The 15,501-nt window shown below is 71.4% G+C and carries 17 protein-coding genes; 8 read left to right on the top strand and 9 right to left on the bottom strand.

Annotated features, from left to right (window positions below; genetic code table 11):
* The first annotated feature begins 59 nt into the window (after positions 1-59).
* Positions 60-911: an HTH-type transcriptional activator IlvY gene (ilvY, locus tag QF037_RS41110; RefSeq protein WP_307034289.1), complete on the top strand. Its 852-nt coding sequence runs from the start codon at positions 60-62 to the stop codon at positions 909-911.
* Positions 912-923: 12 nt separating this feature from the next.
* Here the strand turns inward: ilvY and QF037_RS41105 are convergent, their stop codons facing one another.
* From QF037_RS41105 to QF037_RS41095, 3 genes are all read right to left on the bottom strand, one after another.
* Complete coding sequence (locus tag QF037_RS41105) at positions 924-1,373, bottom strand: RpiB/LacA/LacB family sugar-phosphate isomerase (RefSeq protein WP_307034287.1); 450 nt, start codon at positions 1,371-1,373, stop codon at positions 924-926.
* A 10-nt stretch (positions 1,374-1,383) separates the two neighbouring features.
* Positions 1,384-1,863, bottom strand: a complete 480-nt coding sequence (locus tag QF037_RS41100; RefSeq protein WP_307034285.1) for a helix-turn-helix transcriptional regulator — start codon at positions 1,861-1,863, stop codon at positions 1,384-1,386.
* A 309-nt stretch (positions 1,864-2,172) separates the two neighbouring features.
* Positions 2,173-2,385 (bottom strand): hypothetical protein, encoded by a 213-nt coding sequence (locus QF037_RS41095; RefSeq protein ID WP_307034283.1) that lies wholly within the window; start codon positions 2,383-2,385, stop codon positions 2,173-2,175.
* A 12-nt stretch (positions 2,386-2,397) separates the two neighbouring features.
* Between QF037_RS41095 and QF037_RS41090 the strand changes: the two genes are divergently transcribed.
* Positions 2,398-2,712: a hypothetical protein gene (locus tag QF037_RS41090; protein ID WP_307034282.1), complete on the top strand. Its 315-nt coding sequence runs from the start codon at positions 2,398-2,400 to the stop codon at positions 2,710-2,712.
* On the opposite strand, the gene QF037_RS41085 is transcribed toward QF037_RS41090, so the two are convergent.
* Positions 2,679-3,386, bottom strand: coding sequence for an SDR family NAD(P)-dependent oxidoreductase (locus QF037_RS41085; protein ID WP_307034280.1), 708 nt, complete (start codon positions 3,384-3,386; stop codon positions 2,679-2,681). The genes QF037_RS41090 and QF037_RS41085 overlap by 34 nt on opposite strands.
* 101 nt (positions 3,387-3,487) lie before the next feature.
* On the opposite strand from QF037_RS41085, the gene QF037_RS41080 reads away from it, so the two are divergent.
* Positions 3,488-4,327 carry a helix-turn-helix transcriptional regulator gene (locus QF037_RS41080; RefSeq protein WP_307034278.1) on the top strand — a complete coding sequence of 280 codons (840 nt, stop codon included), beginning with the start codon at positions 3,488-3,490 and terminating at the stop codon, positions 4,325-4,327.
* On the opposite strand, the gene QF037_RS41075 is transcribed toward QF037_RS41080, so the two are convergent.
* Entirely contained in the window at positions 4,313-5,557 is a 1,245-nt protein-coding gene (locus QF037_RS41075; protein ID WP_307034276.1) for an ROK family protein, read from the bottom strand. The genes QF037_RS41080 and QF037_RS41075 overlap by 15 nt on opposite strands.
* A 36-nt stretch (positions 5,558-5,593) precedes the next feature.
* On the bottom strand, positions 5,594-6,268 hold the full coding sequence (locus QF037_RS41070; protein ID WP_307034274.1) for an alpha-ketoglutarate-dependent dioxygenase AlkB family protein: 675 nt from the start codon (positions 6,266-6,268) through the stop codon (positions 5,594-5,596).
* A 67-nt stretch (positions 6,269-6,335) separates the two neighbouring features.
* Here QF037_RS41070 and QF037_RS41065 point away from each other — a divergent pair, with 67 nt between their 5' ends.
* Complete coding sequence (locus QF037_RS41065; RefSeq protein ID WP_307037612.1) at positions 6,336-7,469, top strand: methyltransferase; 1,134 nt, start codon at positions 6,336-6,338, stop codon at positions 7,467-7,469.
* A 5-nt stretch (positions 7,470-7,474) separates the two neighbouring features.
* Here QF037_RS41065 and QF037_RS41060 read toward each other — a convergent pair whose 3' ends face one another.
* Both QF037_RS41060 and QF037_RS41055 read right to left on the bottom strand, forming a co-directional pair.
* Positions 7,475-8,323 carry a class II fructose-bisphosphate aldolase gene (locus QF037_RS41060; protein WP_307034272.1) on the bottom strand — a complete coding sequence of 283 codons (849 nt, stop codon included), beginning with the start codon at positions 8,321-8,323 and terminating at the stop codon, positions 7,475-7,477.
* A gap of 8 nt (positions 8,324-8,331) precedes the next feature.
* On the bottom strand, positions 8,332-9,216 hold the full coding sequence (locus QF037_RS41055; protein WP_307034270.1) for an SIS domain-containing protein: 885 nt from the start codon (positions 9,214-9,216) through the stop codon (positions 8,332-8,334).
* Positions 9,217-9,353: 137 nt separating this feature from the next.
* Here QF037_RS41055 and QF037_RS41050 point away from each other — a divergent pair, with 137 nt between their 5' ends.
* Together QF037_RS41050 and QF037_RS41045 are read left to right on the top strand one after the other, a co-directional pair.
* A complete protein-coding gene (locus QF037_RS41050; protein WP_307034268.1) occupies positions 9,354-10,133 on the top strand; it encodes a DeoR/GlpR family DNA-binding transcription regulator in 780 nt (259 codons plus the stop codon).
* Between the two features lie 58 nt (positions 10,134-10,191).
* Positions 10,192-12,018 (top strand): glycoside hydrolase family 15 protein, encoded by a 1,827-nt coding sequence (locus tag QF037_RS41045; RefSeq protein ID WP_307034266.1) that lies wholly within the window; start codon positions 10,192-10,194, stop codon positions 12,016-12,018.
* A gap of 44 nt (positions 12,019-12,062) precedes the next feature.
* Here the strand turns inward: QF037_RS41045 and QF037_RS41040 are convergent, their stop codons facing one another.
* A complete protein-coding gene (locus QF037_RS41040) occupies positions 12,063-13,370 on the bottom strand; it encodes a lysine N(6)-hydroxylase/L-ornithine N(5)-oxygenase family protein (protein WP_307034264.1) in 1,308 nt (435 codons plus the stop codon).
* Positions 13,371-13,453: 83 nt separating this feature from the next.
* Between QF037_RS41040 and QF037_RS41035 the strand changes: the two genes are divergently transcribed.
* The gene (locus tag QF037_RS41035) at positions 13,454-14,431 is read left to right on the top strand and encodes a methionyl-tRNA formyltransferase (protein WP_307034262.1); all 978 of its coding nucleotides are present in this window, start codon (positions 13,454-13,456) and stop codon (positions 14,429-14,431) included.
* Positions 14,432-14,463: 32 nt separating this feature from the next.
* Positions 14,464-15,468 (top strand): iron-siderophore ABC transporter substrate-binding protein, encoded by a 1,005-nt coding sequence (locus tag QF037_RS41030; RefSeq protein WP_307034260.1) that lies wholly within the window; start codon positions 14,464-14,466, stop codon positions 15,466-15,468.
* The last annotated feature ends 33 nt before the right edge of the window (positions 15,469-15,501 follow it).

Genomic DNA, 15,501 nt, shown 5'->3' with positions numbered 1-15,501 from the left:
GCGGCAAGCGCAACATCTGAAGCGGGGTGTTGCACCGAATGAAAGACGCAGGTCACAGCATGCGGGAAGACCATCGGGACCTGCGTCTTTTCCTGCACCTGGCGCAGACGCTGAACTTCGGGCGGACCAGTCTCGACTGTCACGTCAGCGCGGCGACGCTCACGCGGACCGTACAGCGGCTGGAGGCCGGGCTCGGGCACCGGCTGCTCGACCGGGGCCCGCGCGGGGTGTCGCTGACGGCGGAGGGGCACCGGTTCCGCGCATACGCCGTCGAGGCACTGGAGTTGTGGCGCTCCTATCGTGAGGAGCACCCCGATCCGGCCGAACTCACCGGCCGACTGGCCGTGTTCGCCACGGTGACCGCCTGCCAGGCGCTGCTGCCGGACCTGTTGGCCCCGTTCCGCGCCGCGCACCCCCAGGTACGGCTCGACCTGCGCACCGGTGACGCGGCGGCGGCACTGGCCCGGCTGGACGAGGGCGAGGTGGACGTGGCCGTGGCGGGGATCCCGGCGCGGCTGCCGGAGCCGTTGGTGGGCCGGACGGTCGCGGTCACCGAGCTGGTCCTGGTCACGGCCCAGGACCGGCCCGACCCGGACCTCGCCGGACCCTTCGTCCTGCCCCACCGCGGCCTGGTCCGCGACGCCGCCGACCGCTGGTTCCGCGCCCGCGGCACCGCGCCCGAGGTGGTCTGCGAACCGGACGGCCACGAAGGGCTGTTGACGCTCGTGGCCCTCGGCTGCGGCACGGGGGTGGTCCCCCGTCTCGTACTGGAGCACGGTGCGGTGCGCGACCGGCTGTCGGTGGTCGCGGCGGATCCGGCGCCGGAGCCGTTTCCCATCGGGTTGTGCGTACGGCGGGCCGATCTGCGCCGCCCGCTGGTGGCGGCGCTGTGGAGCCTCACGGCACCCTGAGCCCGCCCGGATTCAGGGCTCCCTGCGGTCCAGACGCCCGATCCGGGCCACGTTCTCCCGGTCCTCGGCGTCCTCGCTGGCCTCGGCGGTGAACCAGGCGTCGAGGATCTCCTTGAGCAGCGGCTCGGAGGTCAGGCGCAGGCTGAGGGCGAGTACGTTGGCGTCGTTCCAGCGGCGGGCGCCGTCCGCGGTGTAGGCGTCGGTGCACAGGGCGGCCCGTACGCCCGGGACTTTGTTCGCGGCGATCGACGCGCCCGTGCCGGTCCAGCAGCACACGACCGCCTGGTCCGCCGCGCCGGTGGCCACGTCCCGGGCCGCCGCCTCCGAGCACGCCGCCCACTGGGGGTCGGAGCCGGGGTGCAACGCCCCGTGGGCGGTCACGTCGTGACCCCGTGCGCGCAGCTCGGCGACGAGGCCGCGGGCCACGGGTTCGTCCATGTCCGAGGAGACGGAGATCCGCATGCCCCCGAGCCTACGCGCCGAGCGCGCGGGCGGGCAGGTCGCGGCGGTCGTGGGTGCCCGTCCTCGCGAACACCGACTTCAGGTGGTCCTGCACGGTGTGTTCGGAGACGTACATGGTGGCGGCGACCGTACGGCTGTCGCCGCCTTTGGCGAGCAGGCCGACGAGTTCGGTCTCCCGGGCGCTGAGGGCGTGGGCCCGGCAGAAGACGGACAGCCGCTCGGCGGGCGAGGACTCCTCGATGGTGACGGCGACGGCGCCTGCCATCCGTGCGGCGCGCAGGGTCAGCCAGAGACCGTCGGTGAGGTGGACGCGGGCTCGCGGCGGATGGTCGTCGACCCCGGCCTCCGCGGCCAGGAGCTGGGCGGCGACGTTGTAGGCGCCGGCCGGCACGGTCGGGCGGCCGTTCTCCGGGGGGACCAGGACACGCAGGTAGGCGTGGGTGCCCGGGGTCTGGCCGACGACTCCCATGTCGGGCGACAGCACCAGCACCAGGGGTTCGGAGCGGGGCTCGTGGGACGGTCGTACGACGAAGGTGGCGGCCTGGCTGCGGCGCAGCGCCGTCGTGATCGGTGCCGTGAGGTCGGCGAGGAGGGCCGCCTCCGCCGGGGTGAAGTCGCGGTCGCGGCGCCACAGGTCGAGGAAGCCCCAGGTGCCGTGGCGGTCCCGGAAGACCGCCGAGGCGACGTCGCCGATGCCGTGGTGGCGCAGGAGCTCGTTCCAGAGCGGGCTCGCCGAGCGGTCGGGGAGGTCGCTGAGCAGGGCGGCGTCCCGCAGCTCCGTCCAACGGTTCGCCCCGTGTCAGTACTTGAGGCGGATCGCCCGGGGCAGCTCCCGCAGGACGGGGACATCGGCGATCGGGGCACAGCCGACCGAGGTCTCCGGGTCGGTGAGGAGGAAGGCGTACGCGTCGAACCCGATGGTGGCGCGGAGCTCGCCGAGGAGCCGCAGGCGCAGTTCCCGGGCGTCGCCGCCCGCCTCGCACAGCCGCACGATGCGGTCCCGTCCGGACATGGTCCGGGAATCATGCCGACCCTGCACATCGAGCATCCGATCACGGACTTCGCCACCTGGAAGACCGCTTTCGACCGCTTCGCGGCCGCGCGAGCCGACGCGGGCGTACGGCGCCATCGCGTCCAGCGGCCCGTCGACGACCCCGCCTATGTCGTCGTGGACCTCGACTTCGACGATGTGGCGGGTGCCGAGCGGTTCCTGGGATTCCTGAAGTCGACGATATGGGCTTCGTCCGGGAACGCCCCGGCGCTGGCCGGGGCGCCTCGGACCCGGATCCTGGAGACCGCCGAGGATCACCAGGGCAGCGAGCCGTCGACGTCGACATAGCGGCCGGTCGGGCCGTCCGGGCCCAGCCGGGCCATGCGGACGATGATCTCGGCGCCCTGTTCGACGGTCTGGGTGCCCGTGCGGCCGTTGAGGTCGGTGGCGGTGAAGCCCGGTTCGACGGCGTTGACACGCATCTCGGGGAACGCCTTCGCGTACTGCACGGTGATCATGTTGAGGGCGGTCTTGGAGGCCGGGTACGCCAGGGCCGGGTAGAAGTGCGCCGGTGAGTCCGGGTCGGACAGCCGGGTCAGCGAGGCCAGGCCGCTGCTCACGTTCACGACGACGGGGGCCGCGGACCGCTGGAGCAGCGGCAGGAAGGCGTGGGTCACCCGGACGACGCCGACGACGTTGGTCTCGAACACCGTGCGCATCTCGTCGGCGGTGGTGTCGGCGGCGGCCGGGATGGCGTTGTGCTCGCCCCGGACCTCGATGCCTGCGTTGTTGACCAGGACATCGAGCCCGCCCTCGGCCTCGATGGTCTTCGCGGCGGCCTGGACGGAGGCGTCGTCGGTGACGTCGAGCTGGACGAAGCGGGCGCCGAGCCGTTCGGCGGCGTGGCGGCCGCGTTCGGCGTTCCGGGCGCCGATGTAGACGGTGTGACCTGCGGCGACGAGTCGGCGGGCGGCTTCGAGGCCCAGGCCCTTGTTGGCTCCGGTGATGAGTGTCGTAGTCATGGCTCCACCGTCCTGCCGGACCGGCGGGACAGCCAGAAGACCCTTCTTCCTGGGACTGGCAGTACCAGGCACCGTGGCGGCCGACGCGGTTGACTGGAGGCATGACGACGACGGAACTGGGGCGGGCGCTGCGGCGCTGGCGCGACCGGGTCGCCCCCGGGGCCGCGGGGCTGCCGGCCGGTGGTCAGCGGCGGGCGGCCGGGCTGCGGCGCGAGGAGCTGGCGCTGCTGGCGGGGATCTCGGTCGACTACGTCACCCGTCTCGAACAGGGCCGGGCGGCCAGTCCGTCGGGGCAGGTCGTGGAGGCGCTGGCGCGGGCGCTGAGGCTGTCGGGGGACGAGCGGGGGTATCTGTTCCGGCTGGCCGGGCTGGTGCCGCCCGGTCCTGAGACGGTGCCCGGGTACATCACGCCGAGCGTGCAGCGGCTGCTGGACCGGCTGGTGGGCACTCCCGTCGGAGTCTCCGACGCGGCGATGACGCTGCTCGTGGCCAATCCGATGTACGCGGCGCTGATGGGCGACCCCTCCGGTCTGCGCGGCTTCGAGCGCAACGGGGTGTGGCGCAACTTCCTCGGCGCGCCCGGCCGGGTCCGGCACACTCCCGAGGAGCGGCGCGCTTTCGAGGTGGGCATGGTCGCCGAACTGCGGTCGACGGCCTCTCGGTATCCCGCCGACCCGCAACTGCGGCGCCTGATCGCGGAGTTGCGGTCGGGCAGCGAGCGGTTCGCCGAGCTGTGGGACGCGGGTACGGTCGGCCGGCTGGAGGCTTCACGCAAGACGATCGAGCATCCGCAGGTGGGCCCGGTGACGTTGGACTGCGATCTGCTCCGGGTGGAGGGCAGCGATCTGCACATCCTCGTCTACTCGGCCGAACCGGGGACCGAGGCCGCCGAGAAGCTGGAGTTGGTCTCGGTGCTCGGCATCCAGTCACTGGTGGGTTAGCGCCCCCAGCGGGTCGTCCAGCACCGGCTGCCACGCCAACTCGGCGGCACCGACCAGGCTGTTGTGGTCGAGGGTGCACGCGAGGATCGGTACGCCGCCGCTCTGCCCCCACAGGCTGCGGTCGGCGACGACCGCGCGCAGCCGGTGCGGGTCGGCGTCGAGGAGGGTGCGGTGCAGGCCGCCGAGGATGATGCGGTCCGGGTTGAGGATGTTCACCAGGCCCGCGAGGCCCAGTCCGAGGCGGTCGATGAGGGCCTCGGTGGCGGTGCGGACGGCCGGGTCGTCGTAGTGGTCGCGGATCAGTTCGTTGGACTGCTGGAGCAGGGACACCTCGGGCCCGGGCGCGCGGCCCACGGCGTCGAGGAAGGCCAGCGGGTCGGCCTCGACGTCCAGGCAGCCGCGGCTGCCGCAGTGGCAGGGCCGGCCCTCGGGGTTGACGGTCAGGTGGCCGACTTCCAGCGCGAGGCCCGAACTGCCGGTGTGCAGGCGGCCGTCGAGGACCAGCGCCCCGCCGACGCCCCGGTGTCCGGTGGCCACGCACAGCAGGTCGCGGGCGCCGCGGCCCGCGCCGTGCCGGTGCTCGGCGAGCGCGGCGAGGTTGACGTCGTTGCCCGCGAAGGCCGGTCCGGCGATACCGGCGGCCCGGACGCACTCCGCGAAGATCCGGCGGACGGGGGCGCCCACGCGCCAGGCCAGGTGCAGCGGGTTCAGCGCGGTCCCGTCGGGCTCGGCGACGGCGGAGGGGACCGCGAGACCGGCGCCCACACAGCGCAGACCGGTGGTGCGCAGCAGCCCGGCGCCCGCCTCGACGACCGAGGCGAGGACCTTCGCCGGGTCGGCGTCGACGGTCTCGCAGCCGGGTGCGGTGGCGACGATCCGGCCGCCCAGGCCGACCAGCGCCGCCCGGAATCCGTCGGCGTGCACCTGCGCGGCGAGGACGACGGGCCCTTCCTCGGCGACCGCGAGCCGGTGCGAGGGCCGGCCCTGCGAACCGGCGGCCGCGCCGGGCCGGGCGTCGACCCGGATCAGCCCGAGCGCCTCCAGCTCGGCGGCGACCGCGCCGGCCGTGGCGCGTGTCACTCCGAGTTCGGCGGTGAGCACGGCGCGGGTGGGGGCGCGTCCGGTGTGCACGAGCTCCAGAGCGGGCCCGAGCGCACCGCGTCCCCGGTCCAACCGCGTCCTCGAGGTCGTTCCTTCCCCCGTCGGCCGGGGGTCCGCCTTGCCGCTCATGAGGGCGAGTCTCCCATGATCCGCTGGGCCGCCGTCCTACCGGCCACTGACTCTGAGCGTGATGTTCAGCCGTCCGGCCAGCCCCAACTCCGGGGGCGCGGTATCCGGGTACACCTTCGGCACGCCGTGGTACGCGAGCCGCGAGGGGCCGCCGAACACGAACAGGTCGCCGCTGCGCAGTTCGACGTCCGTGTACGGCTTCGTCCGCGTCTCGGTGTTGCCGAACCGGAAGACACAGGTGTCGCCGAGGCTCAGGGACACCACCGGGTCGTCCGACTTCTCGTCGCTGTCGCGATGCATGCCCATGCGGGCGTCGCCGTCGTAGAAGTTGATCAGTGCGATGTCGTACGGCGGTGAGGTCACCCGGGGTGCGCTCCCGGCCGTGGGAGAGGGCGCCCCGAAGGCGTCCCGCACGGCGCTGCGGCCCAGCTCCCCCAGCCACTCGGGGAACGGCTTGACCGGGGCGCCGTCGCCGTCGACGACGGTGCGGGCGTAGGCGTACGGGTACCAGTGCCAGCCCAGACAGACCTGCCGGGCGGTCATCGTGCCGCCGCCGGGGGTGCGGACCGAGCGCAGCCCGGCCGGGGGGCGGGCCCACTCGCGGCAGGCCTCCAGCAGCTCGTGCTGCCGGCTCGCGTCGAGCCAGTCCGGCAGGTGCACCGCGCCCGGCGCGACCTCCGTGCGGGGCCTCGGGAACAGCTCGGTGTCCATGAGGCCATCCTGCCCGAACAGTCCTGAGCTGCGGCTCCGATAGCCTGGACCCACGATGAACGACCGTATGGCGACGCCCTGGGGCCAGCTCACGCTGGCCCGTTTCCCCGAGGACCCGCGTGACAGGCTTCGTGCCTGGGACGCCTCGGACGAGTACCTGCTGACGCACCTGGCCGAACAGGCGGTCCCGCTGTCCGGCACGGTCGTTGTCCTGGGTGATCGCTGGGGCGCGCTGTCCACGGCGCTCGCCGCGCACCGGCCGGTGCAGATCACCGACTCCTACCTCTCCCAGGAGGCGACCCGGGCGAACCTGGCCCGGGGCGGTGTCGAGAACGGGGCGGTGCGGCTCCTCACCACCCAGGACCCGCCGCCCGGCCGGATCGACGTCCTGCTGGTGCGGGTGCCGAAGAGCCTGGCCCTGCTGGAGGACCAGCTGCTGCGGCTGGCGCCCGCGGTGCACGAGGGCACCGTCGTCGTCGGGACCGGGATGGTGAAGGAGATCCACACCTCGACGCTGAAGCTGTTCGAGCGGATCCTCGGACCGACCCGCACCTCGCTCGCCGAGAAGAAGGCGCGGCTCATCTTCTGCACGCCCGGGACGGCACCGCGCACGACCACCAGTCCGTGGCCGTACCGCTATGAGCTGCCCGACGGCATCGGCACGGTCTCGGGGCGCACGGTGGTCAATCACGCGGGTGTCTTCTGTGCCGACCGCCTCGACGTCGGCACCCGGTTCTTCCTCCAGCACCTGCCGGACGGCAAGGGTGCGCAGCGGGTGGTGGACCTGGGCTGCGGCAACGGGGTCGTCGGTACGGGGGTGGCGCTGGCGAACCCCGAGGCCGAGGTGCTGTTCGTGGACGAGTCGTTCCAGGCCGTGGCCTCGGCGGAGGCGACGTACAAGGCGAACGGCGTTCCGGGGCATGCCGAGTTCCGGGTCGGGGACGGGCTCGCCGGAGTGGCGGACGGGAGTGTTGACCTCGTGCTCAACAATCCGCCGTTCCACTCCCATCAGACCACCACCGACGCCACGGCCTGGCGGATGTTCACGGGCGCGCACGGCGCGCTGCGGCCGGGCGGCGAGCTGTGGGTGATCGGCAACCGCCATCTGGGCTACCACGCCAAGCTGCGTCGGCTGTTCGGGAACAGTGAACTGATGGCCAGCGACCCGAAGTTCGTGGTGCTGAGGGCTGTCAGGAAGTAGCCGCGTCAGCCCAGCACCCGGATGATCCCCGCCACGGCCCGCGCCATCGCCGCCCGCCCCACCCCCAGGTACGTGCGCGAGTCGACCGCCTCGGGGTGGGCGGTGAGGAAGTCGCGTATGGCGCCGGTCATGGCGATGTTGAGGGCGGTGCCGATGTTGACCTTGGTGATGCCGCCCGCGACGGCGGCGGTCAGTTCGTCGTCCGGCAGGCCCGACGAGCCGTGCAGGACGAGCGGTACGTCCAGCGCGCCGGAGAGGCGTGCGAGGAGGGCGTGGTCGAGGCTGGCGGTGCGGGTGGTCATCGCGTGCGAGCTGCCGATGGCGACGGCGAGGGCGTCCACTCCGGAGTCGGTCACGAAGGCGCGGGCCTCGGCGGGGTCGGTGCGTGCGCCGGGCGCGTGGGCGTCGAGCGGCGGTTCGCCGTTCTTGCCGCCGACCTCACCCAACTCCGCCTCGATCCAGAGGCCTTGGGCATGGGCCCAGTCCGCGGCGGCACGGGTGGCGGCGAGGTTCTCCCGGTAGGGCAGGTGGGCGGCGTCGTACATCACGGAGCTGAATCCGGCGTCCGCGGCCTGTCTCAGGAGGGAGTCGCTCTGGACGTGGTCCAGGTGCAACGCGACAGGGACGGCGGCGCGTTCGCACGCGGCGACGGCGGCGCGGGCGAGGGGTTGCAGTCGTCCGAGGCGGAACTTGACGGCGTTCTCGCTGACTTGGAGGACGACGGCGGCGTCCGCCGACTCGGCGCCGGCGACGACCGCCTCGACGTGTTCGAGCGTGACGACGTTGAGCGCGGCGACGGCGCGGTGCGCGGCGGCGGCCCGCGTGACGAGCTCGCCGGTGGTGACCAGGGGCACGGCCGCTCCTACGAACCGGCGAGGATCACGGAACGGGTGAGATGGCGCGGCCGGTCCGGGTCGAGACCCCGGTCCGCGGCGACGGCCACGGCGAGCCGCTGGGCGCGGACCAGTTCGGCGAGCGGGTCGAGACCGCCCGCGACCCACAGTCCGCCGGTCTCCCGCACCTGCTCGGCCAGCCCCTCGGGCGCGTCGCCGAACATCCAGGTCGCGGTCCCCGCGGTGGTGATGCTGATGGGGCCGTGCCGGTACTCCATGGCCGGGTAGGCCTCGGTCCAGGACAGGGCCGCCTCGCGCATCTTCAGGCCTGCCTCGTTGGCCAGACCCACGGTCCAGCCGCGGCCGAGGAAGGTGAACTGCGTGCAGTCCACGAGCCCGTCCGGCAGCGGGGCGGTGAGTGCGCTGCGGGCGTCGGCGACGACGGCGTCGGTGTGCAGACCGAGGTGGGCGCGGAGCAGGGTCAGGGCGGTGGTCGCGAACCGGGTCTGCACGACGGACCGTTCGTCCGCGAAGTCGAGCACGACGGTGTCGTCGGCGGCCCGCATGACCGGTGTGTGCGGGTCGGCGGTGAGGGCCGTGGTCCGGGTACGGCCCTTCAACCGCTCGAGGAGTTCCAGCACTTCGGTGGTGGTGCCGGAGCGGGTGAGGGCGAGGACACGGTCGTACGGGCGGCCGTGCGGGTACTCCGAGGCGGCGAAGGCGTCCGTCTCGCCCTGTCCCGCGCCCTCGCGCAGCGCCGCGACGGACTGCGCCATGAAGTACGAGGTGCCGCACCCCACGATCGCGACCCGCTCCCCCGGCACCGGCAGCACGGCGGCATGTTCCGGCGCCTGGGCCGCCGCGCGGATCCAGCACTCGGGCTGACTGAACAGCTCGTCCTCGACATGAGTCATGTCGCGGTCCCTCCCCGTCAACGAACACCGCCGTGATTGTTTCTGCAAGATATAGCGAGTTTTCGAGCAGAATCAAGCACTCGAGTGACATGGAGGTGCGCTAAGGTCACGGAGAGGTCGAGGAATGGAGGCCGCGGATGTCCCGGGACGCCCGCTGGAAAGCGCTGCTGGAACTGCTCGTGGAGCGCGGCCGGCTGGACGTCGAGGAGGCCGCCGCCGAGCTCGGGGTCTCGTCCGCCACGATCCGCCGCGACTTCGACCAGCTGGCCGAGCAGCAGATGCTCGTGCGCACCCGGGGCGGCGCGGTCGTGCACGGGGTGTCCTACGAGCTGCCGCTGCGCTACAAGACGGCCCGGCACGCCTCCGAGAAGCAGCGCATCGCCCAGGCCGTCGCCGCTCTCGTCACCCCCGGCACCGCCGTGGGCCTCACGGGCGGCACGACCACCACCGAGGTGGCCCGCGCCCTGGCCGTGCGCCCCGACCTGGCATCCGGCTCCCCCGCGCTCACCGTCGTCACCAACGCGCTGAACATCGCCAACGAGCTGGCCGTGCGCCCGCAGTTCAAGATCGTGGTGACCGGCGGGGTGGCACGCCCGCAGTCGTACGAGCTCATCGGGCCGCTCGCCGACGGGGTGCTGAGCCAGATCACCATCGATGTGGCGGTGCTCGGTGTGGTCGCCTTCGACGTCACGCACGGCGCGGCCGCGCACGACGAGGCCGAGGCCGCCATCAACCGGCTGCTGTGCGAGCGTGCCGAGCGGGTGATCGTGGCCGCCGACTCCAGCAAGCTGGGGCAGCGCGCGTTCGCCCGGATCTGCGCGTCCGACGCGGTGGACACGCTGGTCACGGACACGGCGGCCGACGAGGACGCCGTGCGGAGCTTCGAGGAGGCGGGGATCCGGGTCGTCGCGGTCTGAGTCCGTTCGCGGCACCTGCCGGGCCGAACCGACCTAGGGTGGTTCCAGGGAGGCCGCGATGAGCGCAACACCTTTGGACCAGCCGGACCAACCGTATCTGCCGATCGCCGAGCACGGGCTGATCGGCGACCTGCGGAGCGTGGCGCTGGTGGGCACGGACGGCACGATCGACTGGTACTGCTGCCCGGCCTTCGACGCCCCCAGCGTCTTCGCCTCGATCCTCGACGCGGAGCGCGGCGGGTCCTTCCAGCTCGCCGCGTCGGTGCCGGCGAAGACGAAGCAGTTCTACTTCCCCGACACCAACGTCCTGATCACCCGCTTCTTCACCGAGGACGGCGTCGGCGAGGTGCAGGACTTCATGCCGGTGGACGGCGAGTCGGCCGAGACCGAGCGGCACCGGCTGATCCGGCGGGTGGTGTGCGTACGCGGCTCCCTCCCGTTCCGCACCCGTGTCGCCCCGCGGTTCGACTACGGCAGGACGCCGCACACCGTGCGCATGGCCGGCGACGTCGCCGTCTTCGAATCGGCGCAGCTGTCGCTCGGCCTGACCGCGACGGTGCCGCTGGAGACCGACGGCCAGGACACCCGTGCCGACTTCAAGCTCGCCGAGGGCGAGTCGGCGGTGTTCGCGCTGGACCAGGTCGGCGGTGAGGTGACCCCGCGCAGATGCGCCCGCACCGAGGCCGAGGAGCAGTTCAACAGCACGGTCGCCTACTGGCGCCGCTGGCTCTCCGCCTCCAAGTACCGGGGCCGGTGGCGGGAGATGGTGCACCGCTCGGCCCTCACCCTGAAGCTGCTCACCTACGCTCCGACCGGCGCGATCGTGGCCGCGCCGACCACGAGCCTGCCCGAGCAGCTCGGCGGGGAACGCAACTGGGACTACCGGTACGTGTGGGTGCGGGACGCCGCGTTCTGTGTGTACGCCCTGCTGCGGCTCGGCTTCACCGGCGAGGCCGAGGCGTTCATGAACTTCGTGACCAAGCACATCAGTCCGGGCGACGGCAAGCACTCCGGACCGTTGCAGATCATGTACGGCATCGACGGCCGCACCGACCTGACCGAGACCGAACTCCCCCACCTCGAAGGGCATCAGGGCTCCGCACCGGTACGGATCGGCAATGCCGCGGCGGACCAGCTCCAGCTGGACATCTACGGCGCGCTGATCGACTCGATCTATCTCTACGACAAGTGGGCCAAGCCGATCTCCAGCGACCAGTGGGACGACGTGTGCGCCCTGGTGGAATGGGTGTGCGAGCACTGGGACCAGCCCGACGAGGGGATCTGGGAGACCCGGGGCGGCCGCAAGAACTTCCTGTACTCACGTCTCATGTGCTGGGTGGCGATCGAGCGGGCGATCCGCATGGCGAGCCGCCGCGGTCTGCCGGCCGATCTGCCGCGCTGGCTGGAGTGCCGCGACACGATCTACCGGCGGATCATGAGCCGCGGCTGGTCCGAGACCCGCAAGGCGTTCGTGCAGCACGAGGACGGCGACGTGCTGGACGCGGCCGTCCTCATGATGCCGCTGACGAAGTTCATCGCCCCGACCGACCCCAAGTGGCTGTCCACCCTGGACGCGCTCACCCAGGAGCTGGTCTCCGACTCCTTGGTCTACCGCTACGACCCGCTGGCCAGCCCCGACGGGCTGCGCGGCGACGAGGGCACGTTCTCCATCTGCTCCTTCTGGTACGTCGAGGCGATGGTGCACGCCGGCCGGGTCGACGAGGCACGGCTCGCCTTCGAGAAGATGCTCACGTACGCCAACCATCTGGGTCTGTACGCCGAGGAGATCAGCCACACCGGCGAGCAACAGGGCAACTTCCCGCAGGCGTTCACGCATCTCGCGCTCATCAGCGCGGCGTTCAACCTGGATCGCGCGCTGGGCTGACGGGCCCGGGGACGGGCCACTCGTCAGGCGCACCCGCGGGCGGCTCAGCCGGAGCGTGCCGCCTGCCTGGCGAGCAGTGAGCGATGGATCTCGCCGGCCCGGATCGCCGTCGTGGACAGCAGGGTCGAGGTCAGTCCATGGGTGTGCTCGGTGCCGCCCTGGAGGTAGATGCCCGCGGTGACGTCGGGTGCGGTCTCCACGCGGTGGTCGCGGGTCACGCGGATGGCGTCCCCGTCGTCCCGGAGACAGACCTTGGCCGCCTCTCCGAGCAGGGTCGTGAAGTCGCGCGGCCGATATCCGGTGGCGTGCACCAGCAGGTCGGCCTCCATGGTCTGCTCGTCGCCGGTGGGGAGGTACTCGACGGTGATGTCGAGGGCGTTGTCGGCGCGTTGGCACACCTCGCGGATGCGGGAGACGTTGAGGAAGCGCAGCCGCTCCCGGCCGGTGACCTTCTCGCGGTACGCGCTCGCGTACAGGGACTCGATCAACTCCATGTCGACCACGGAGTAGTTGGTCGAGCGGTGGTAGTCGAACAGGGACTGTTTCACCTCCGACGGGGAGGTGAAGTACACGTCCACCGCCTCCGGGTCGAAGATGCGGTTGGCGAACGGGCTGTCGTCCGACGGGGTGTAGCCGTACTTGGAGAAGACCGCGCAGACCTCGGCCTCCGGGAAGGAGCGGTGCAGGTAGTCGACCGACTCGGCGGCGCTCTGCCCCGCGCCCAGGACGACGGCCCGCCGCACGGACTTGCCCTCGGCGAGGAGCTTTTCCACGCCGGGCAGCAACTGGCTGTTGTGCCAGACCCGTTCGGACAGTTCGGCGCCAGGTGGCACATGGGGTTCCAGACCGACGGCCACGGTCAGATTGCGGGCCCGGTAGGTCACCCCGCCGCAGACCACCTCGAAGCTGGTGACGGCGCCCGAGTCGTCCCGGACCGGGTCGACGGCGGTCACCTCGTGGCCGTAGGCGACGAGCGAGCGGACCCGGTCGGCGGCCCATTCGAAGTACTCGTGGAACTCGACGCGCAGCGGGAACAGGGTCTTCTGGTTCAGGAAGTCGACCAGCCGGCCGCGGTCGCGCAGGAAGCAGAGAAAGCTGAAGTCGCTGGCCGGGTCCCGTAACGTCACCAGGTCCTTCAGGAAGGACACCTGCATGGTGGCGTCGTCGATGAGCATGCCCCGGTGCCAGCCGAAGCCCGGTTGGCGTTCCAGGAAAAGGGCGTCCAGCCGTCGCTCGGGTGGAAGGTCTGCGTTGTGTTCGGCAATGGCTATGGCCAGGGCCAGATTTGACGGGCCGAAGCCGATTCCGAGGATGTCGTAGGTGCGATCCGATCCCGTGAGCGGTGAGTTCACCGTGGCATCGCCTCCCTCAGGCAGCCACATGTTAGATAAGGTAAGCCTTACCTTGCAATGAGGCCGTCCGAGGGGAGCACCGCATGCGCGTCGCCATGTTCGGCTATCAGACCTGGGGGCACCGCACACTCCAGGCCCTGCTGGACTCCGACCACGAAGTCGTCCTCGTCGTCACCCACCCCAAGAGCGACCACGCCTACGAGAAGATCTGGGACGACAACGTCGCCGAACTGGCCGAGAAGAACGACGTCCCCGTCCTGCTGCGCAACCGGCCCGACGACCCCGAACTCCTCGCCGCACTGCGGGAGTCCGGGCCGGACATCATCGTCGCCAACAACTGGCGGACCTGGCTGCCACCGGAGCTGTTCGACCTGCCTCCGCACGGCACGCTCAACATCCACGACTCGCTGCTGCCGACGTACGCGGGCTTCTCGCCGCTGATCTGGGCGCTCATCAACGGCGAGGCACGGGTCGGCGTCACCGCGCACCGCATGAACGCCGAGCTCGACGCCGGAGACATCCTCGTCCAGCGTTCGGTACCGGTCGGACCGGCCGACACCGCGACCGACCTGTTCCACCGGACCGTCGACCTGATCTCACCGATCGTGCGCGAGTCGCTCGATCTGATCGCCGCCGGCAAGGACGCCGGACAGTGGGTGCCGCAGGACCGCGGCCGGGCAAGCTTCTTCCACAAACGGTCACTCGAGGACAGCCGCATCGACTGGAGCTGGCCCGCGGAACGCCTGGAGCGCCTCGTGAGGGCCCAGTCCGACCCGTACCCGAACGCGTACACCTTCCACCGCGGAGAACGTCTCAGGATCGTCGAGGCCTCCGTGTCGGAGGCGTTCTACGGCGGCACCCCGGGCCGGATCTTCATCCGCGAGGGCGACGGCGTGGTCATCGTGGCCGGCGCCGACGCCCACACCGGCCGCTGCCGTGGGCTCGTCGTCCGGCGGCTGCGCACCGAGGACGGCACCGAGTTCACCGCCACCGACTACTTCCGGACGATGGGCGGCTATCTCACTCGGCACCCGAACTCCCGGTCGGACAAGGCCGCATGACTGACCGTTACATCTGGCGAAAAAGGACGCACATGTCGAGAAAACTCCGCGCCGCCCTTCTCACGGTCACCCTGGCCGCCGCGCCGGCCGCCTGTGGCTCCGTGGAGGACGACGACCCCGTCTCGTCGTCCTCCGACGGCGCCTTCTCGGACGCGTTCCCCGTCACGGTCAAGCACAGGTTCGGCAGCACCGAGATCACGTCGGCGCCCGAGCGGGTCGTGGTGATCGGCAACGGCGGTACGGACGACATCGACGCGCTCTACGCCCTCGGTGTCACGCCTGTCGCCATCTCCAAGGACGCCCTGAGCTCCGACGGCATCTACCCGTGGCTCAAGGACAAGATCGACACCAAGAAGACCAAGCTGCTCGACACGCTCACCGCGGTGGACTACGAGGCGGTCGCCGCCCTCCAGCCGGATCTGATCCTGGCCACCTCGGACTTCACGCTCGACAAGGACTACAAGAAGCTCGCCGCCGTGGCCCCCACCATCGGCTACAGGACGGCTTGGGGACAGCAGACCTGGCAGGAGCACGTGCAGGTGGTGGGCCAGGCCGTCGGCAAGCCGGACAAGGCGGCCAAGGTCGTCAAGGACACCGAGGCCCGCATCGCCGATGTGAAGGACAAGCACCCGGGCCTCGCGGGCAAGACCTACAGCCTGTCCATCGGCAACACCCCGGCCAAGATCTACACCATCGCCTCCGAGGAGGACTTCGCCGCGAGGCTGATGAGCGAGGTCGGGCTGAAACTGACCCCGTCGGTCACCGACATCAAGACGGTGAGCGGGAGTCCGACCGGTGAGCTGTCCTTCGAACAGCTCGACAAGCTCGACGCCGACCTGGTGATCATCGCGTTCACCACGCCGGACCTGAAGAAGGCCTTCGAGGCCAGCACGCTGGTGAAGAACATGTCCGCGGTGAAGAAGGACAACTACGTGGTGACCGACGTCGCCACGATCAGCCAGCTGCGCAGTCCGTCCGCCCTGGGCATCCCGTGGGCGCTGGACAACCTGGAGACGGGCTTCGCCAAGCTCGACTGACCCGAAGAGGGAAGGAAGGGCGGGCCGCACTCG

The sequence above is a fragment of the Streptomyces canus genome (assembly GCF_030815415.1).
Classification (GTDB): Bacteria; Actinomycetota; Actinomycetes; order Streptomycetales; family Streptomycetaceae; genus Streptomyces; species Streptomyces canus_F.
The sequence above is the reverse complement of the archived record's forward strand: the minus strand, read 5'-3'. Positions and strand labels throughout refer to the sequence as shown.

What these genes read in the sequence shown, in the direction of transcription:
- QF037_RS41065 (WP_307037612.1), top strand. Translation starts at nt 6,336, where the DNA reads ATGGCGACGCCCTGGGGCCAGCTCACGCTGGCCCGTTTCCCCGAGGAC.
- QF037_RS41080 (WP_307034278.1), top strand. Translation starts at nt 3,488, where the DNA reads ATGACGACGACGGAACTGGGGCGGGCGCTGCGGCGCTGGCGCGACCGG.
- QF037_RS41035 (WP_307034262.1), top strand. Translation starts at nt 13,454, where the DNA reads ATGCGCGTCGCCATGTTCGGCTATCAGACCTGGGGGCACCGCACACTC.
- QF037_RS41075 (WP_307034276.1), bottom strand. Translation starts at nt 5,557, where the DNA reads ATGAGCGGCAAGGCGGACCCCCGGCCGACGGGGGAAGGAACGACCTCG.
- QF037_RS41090 (WP_307034282.1), top strand. Translation starts at nt 2,398, where the DNA reads ATGCCGACCCTGCACATCGAGCATCCGATCACGGACTTCGCCACCTGG.
- ilvY (WP_307034289.1), top strand. Translation starts at nt 60, where the DNA reads ATGCGGGAAGACCATCGGGACCTGCGTCTTTTCCTGCACCTGGCGCAG.
- QF037_RS41070 (WP_307034274.1), bottom strand. Translation starts at nt 6,268, where the DNA reads ATGGACACCGAGCTGTTCCCGAGGCCCCGCACGGAGGTCGCGCCGGGC.
- QF037_RS41030 (WP_307034260.1), top strand. Translation starts at nt 14,464, where the DNA reads ATGTCGAGAAAACTCCGCGCCGCCCTTCTCACGGTCACCCTGGCCGCC.
- QF037_RS41055 (WP_307034270.1), bottom strand. Translation starts at nt 9,216, where the DNA reads ATGACTCATGTCGAGGACGAGCTGTTCAGTCAGCCCGAGTGCTGGATC.
- QF037_RS41085 (WP_307034280.1), bottom strand. Translation starts at nt 3,386, where the DNA reads ATGACTACGACACTCATCACCGGAGCCAACAAGGGCCTGGGCCTCGAA.
- QF037_RS41095 (WP_307034283.1), bottom strand. Translation starts at nt 2,385, where the DNA reads ATGTCCGGACGGGACCGCATCGTGCGGCTGTGCGAGGCGGGCGGCGAC.
- QF037_RS41045 (WP_307034266.1), top strand. Translation starts at nt 10,192, where the DNA reads ATGAGCGCAACACCTTTGGACCAGCCGGACCAACCGTATCTGCCGATC.
- QF037_RS41050 (WP_307034268.1), top strand. Translation starts at nt 9,354, where the DNA reads ATGTCCCGGGACGCCCGCTGGAAAGCGCTGCTGGAACTGCTCGTGGAG.
- QF037_RS41105 (WP_307034287.1), bottom strand. Translation starts at nt 1,373, where the DNA reads ATGCGGATCTCCGTCTCCTCGGACATGGACGAACCCGTGGCCCGCGGC.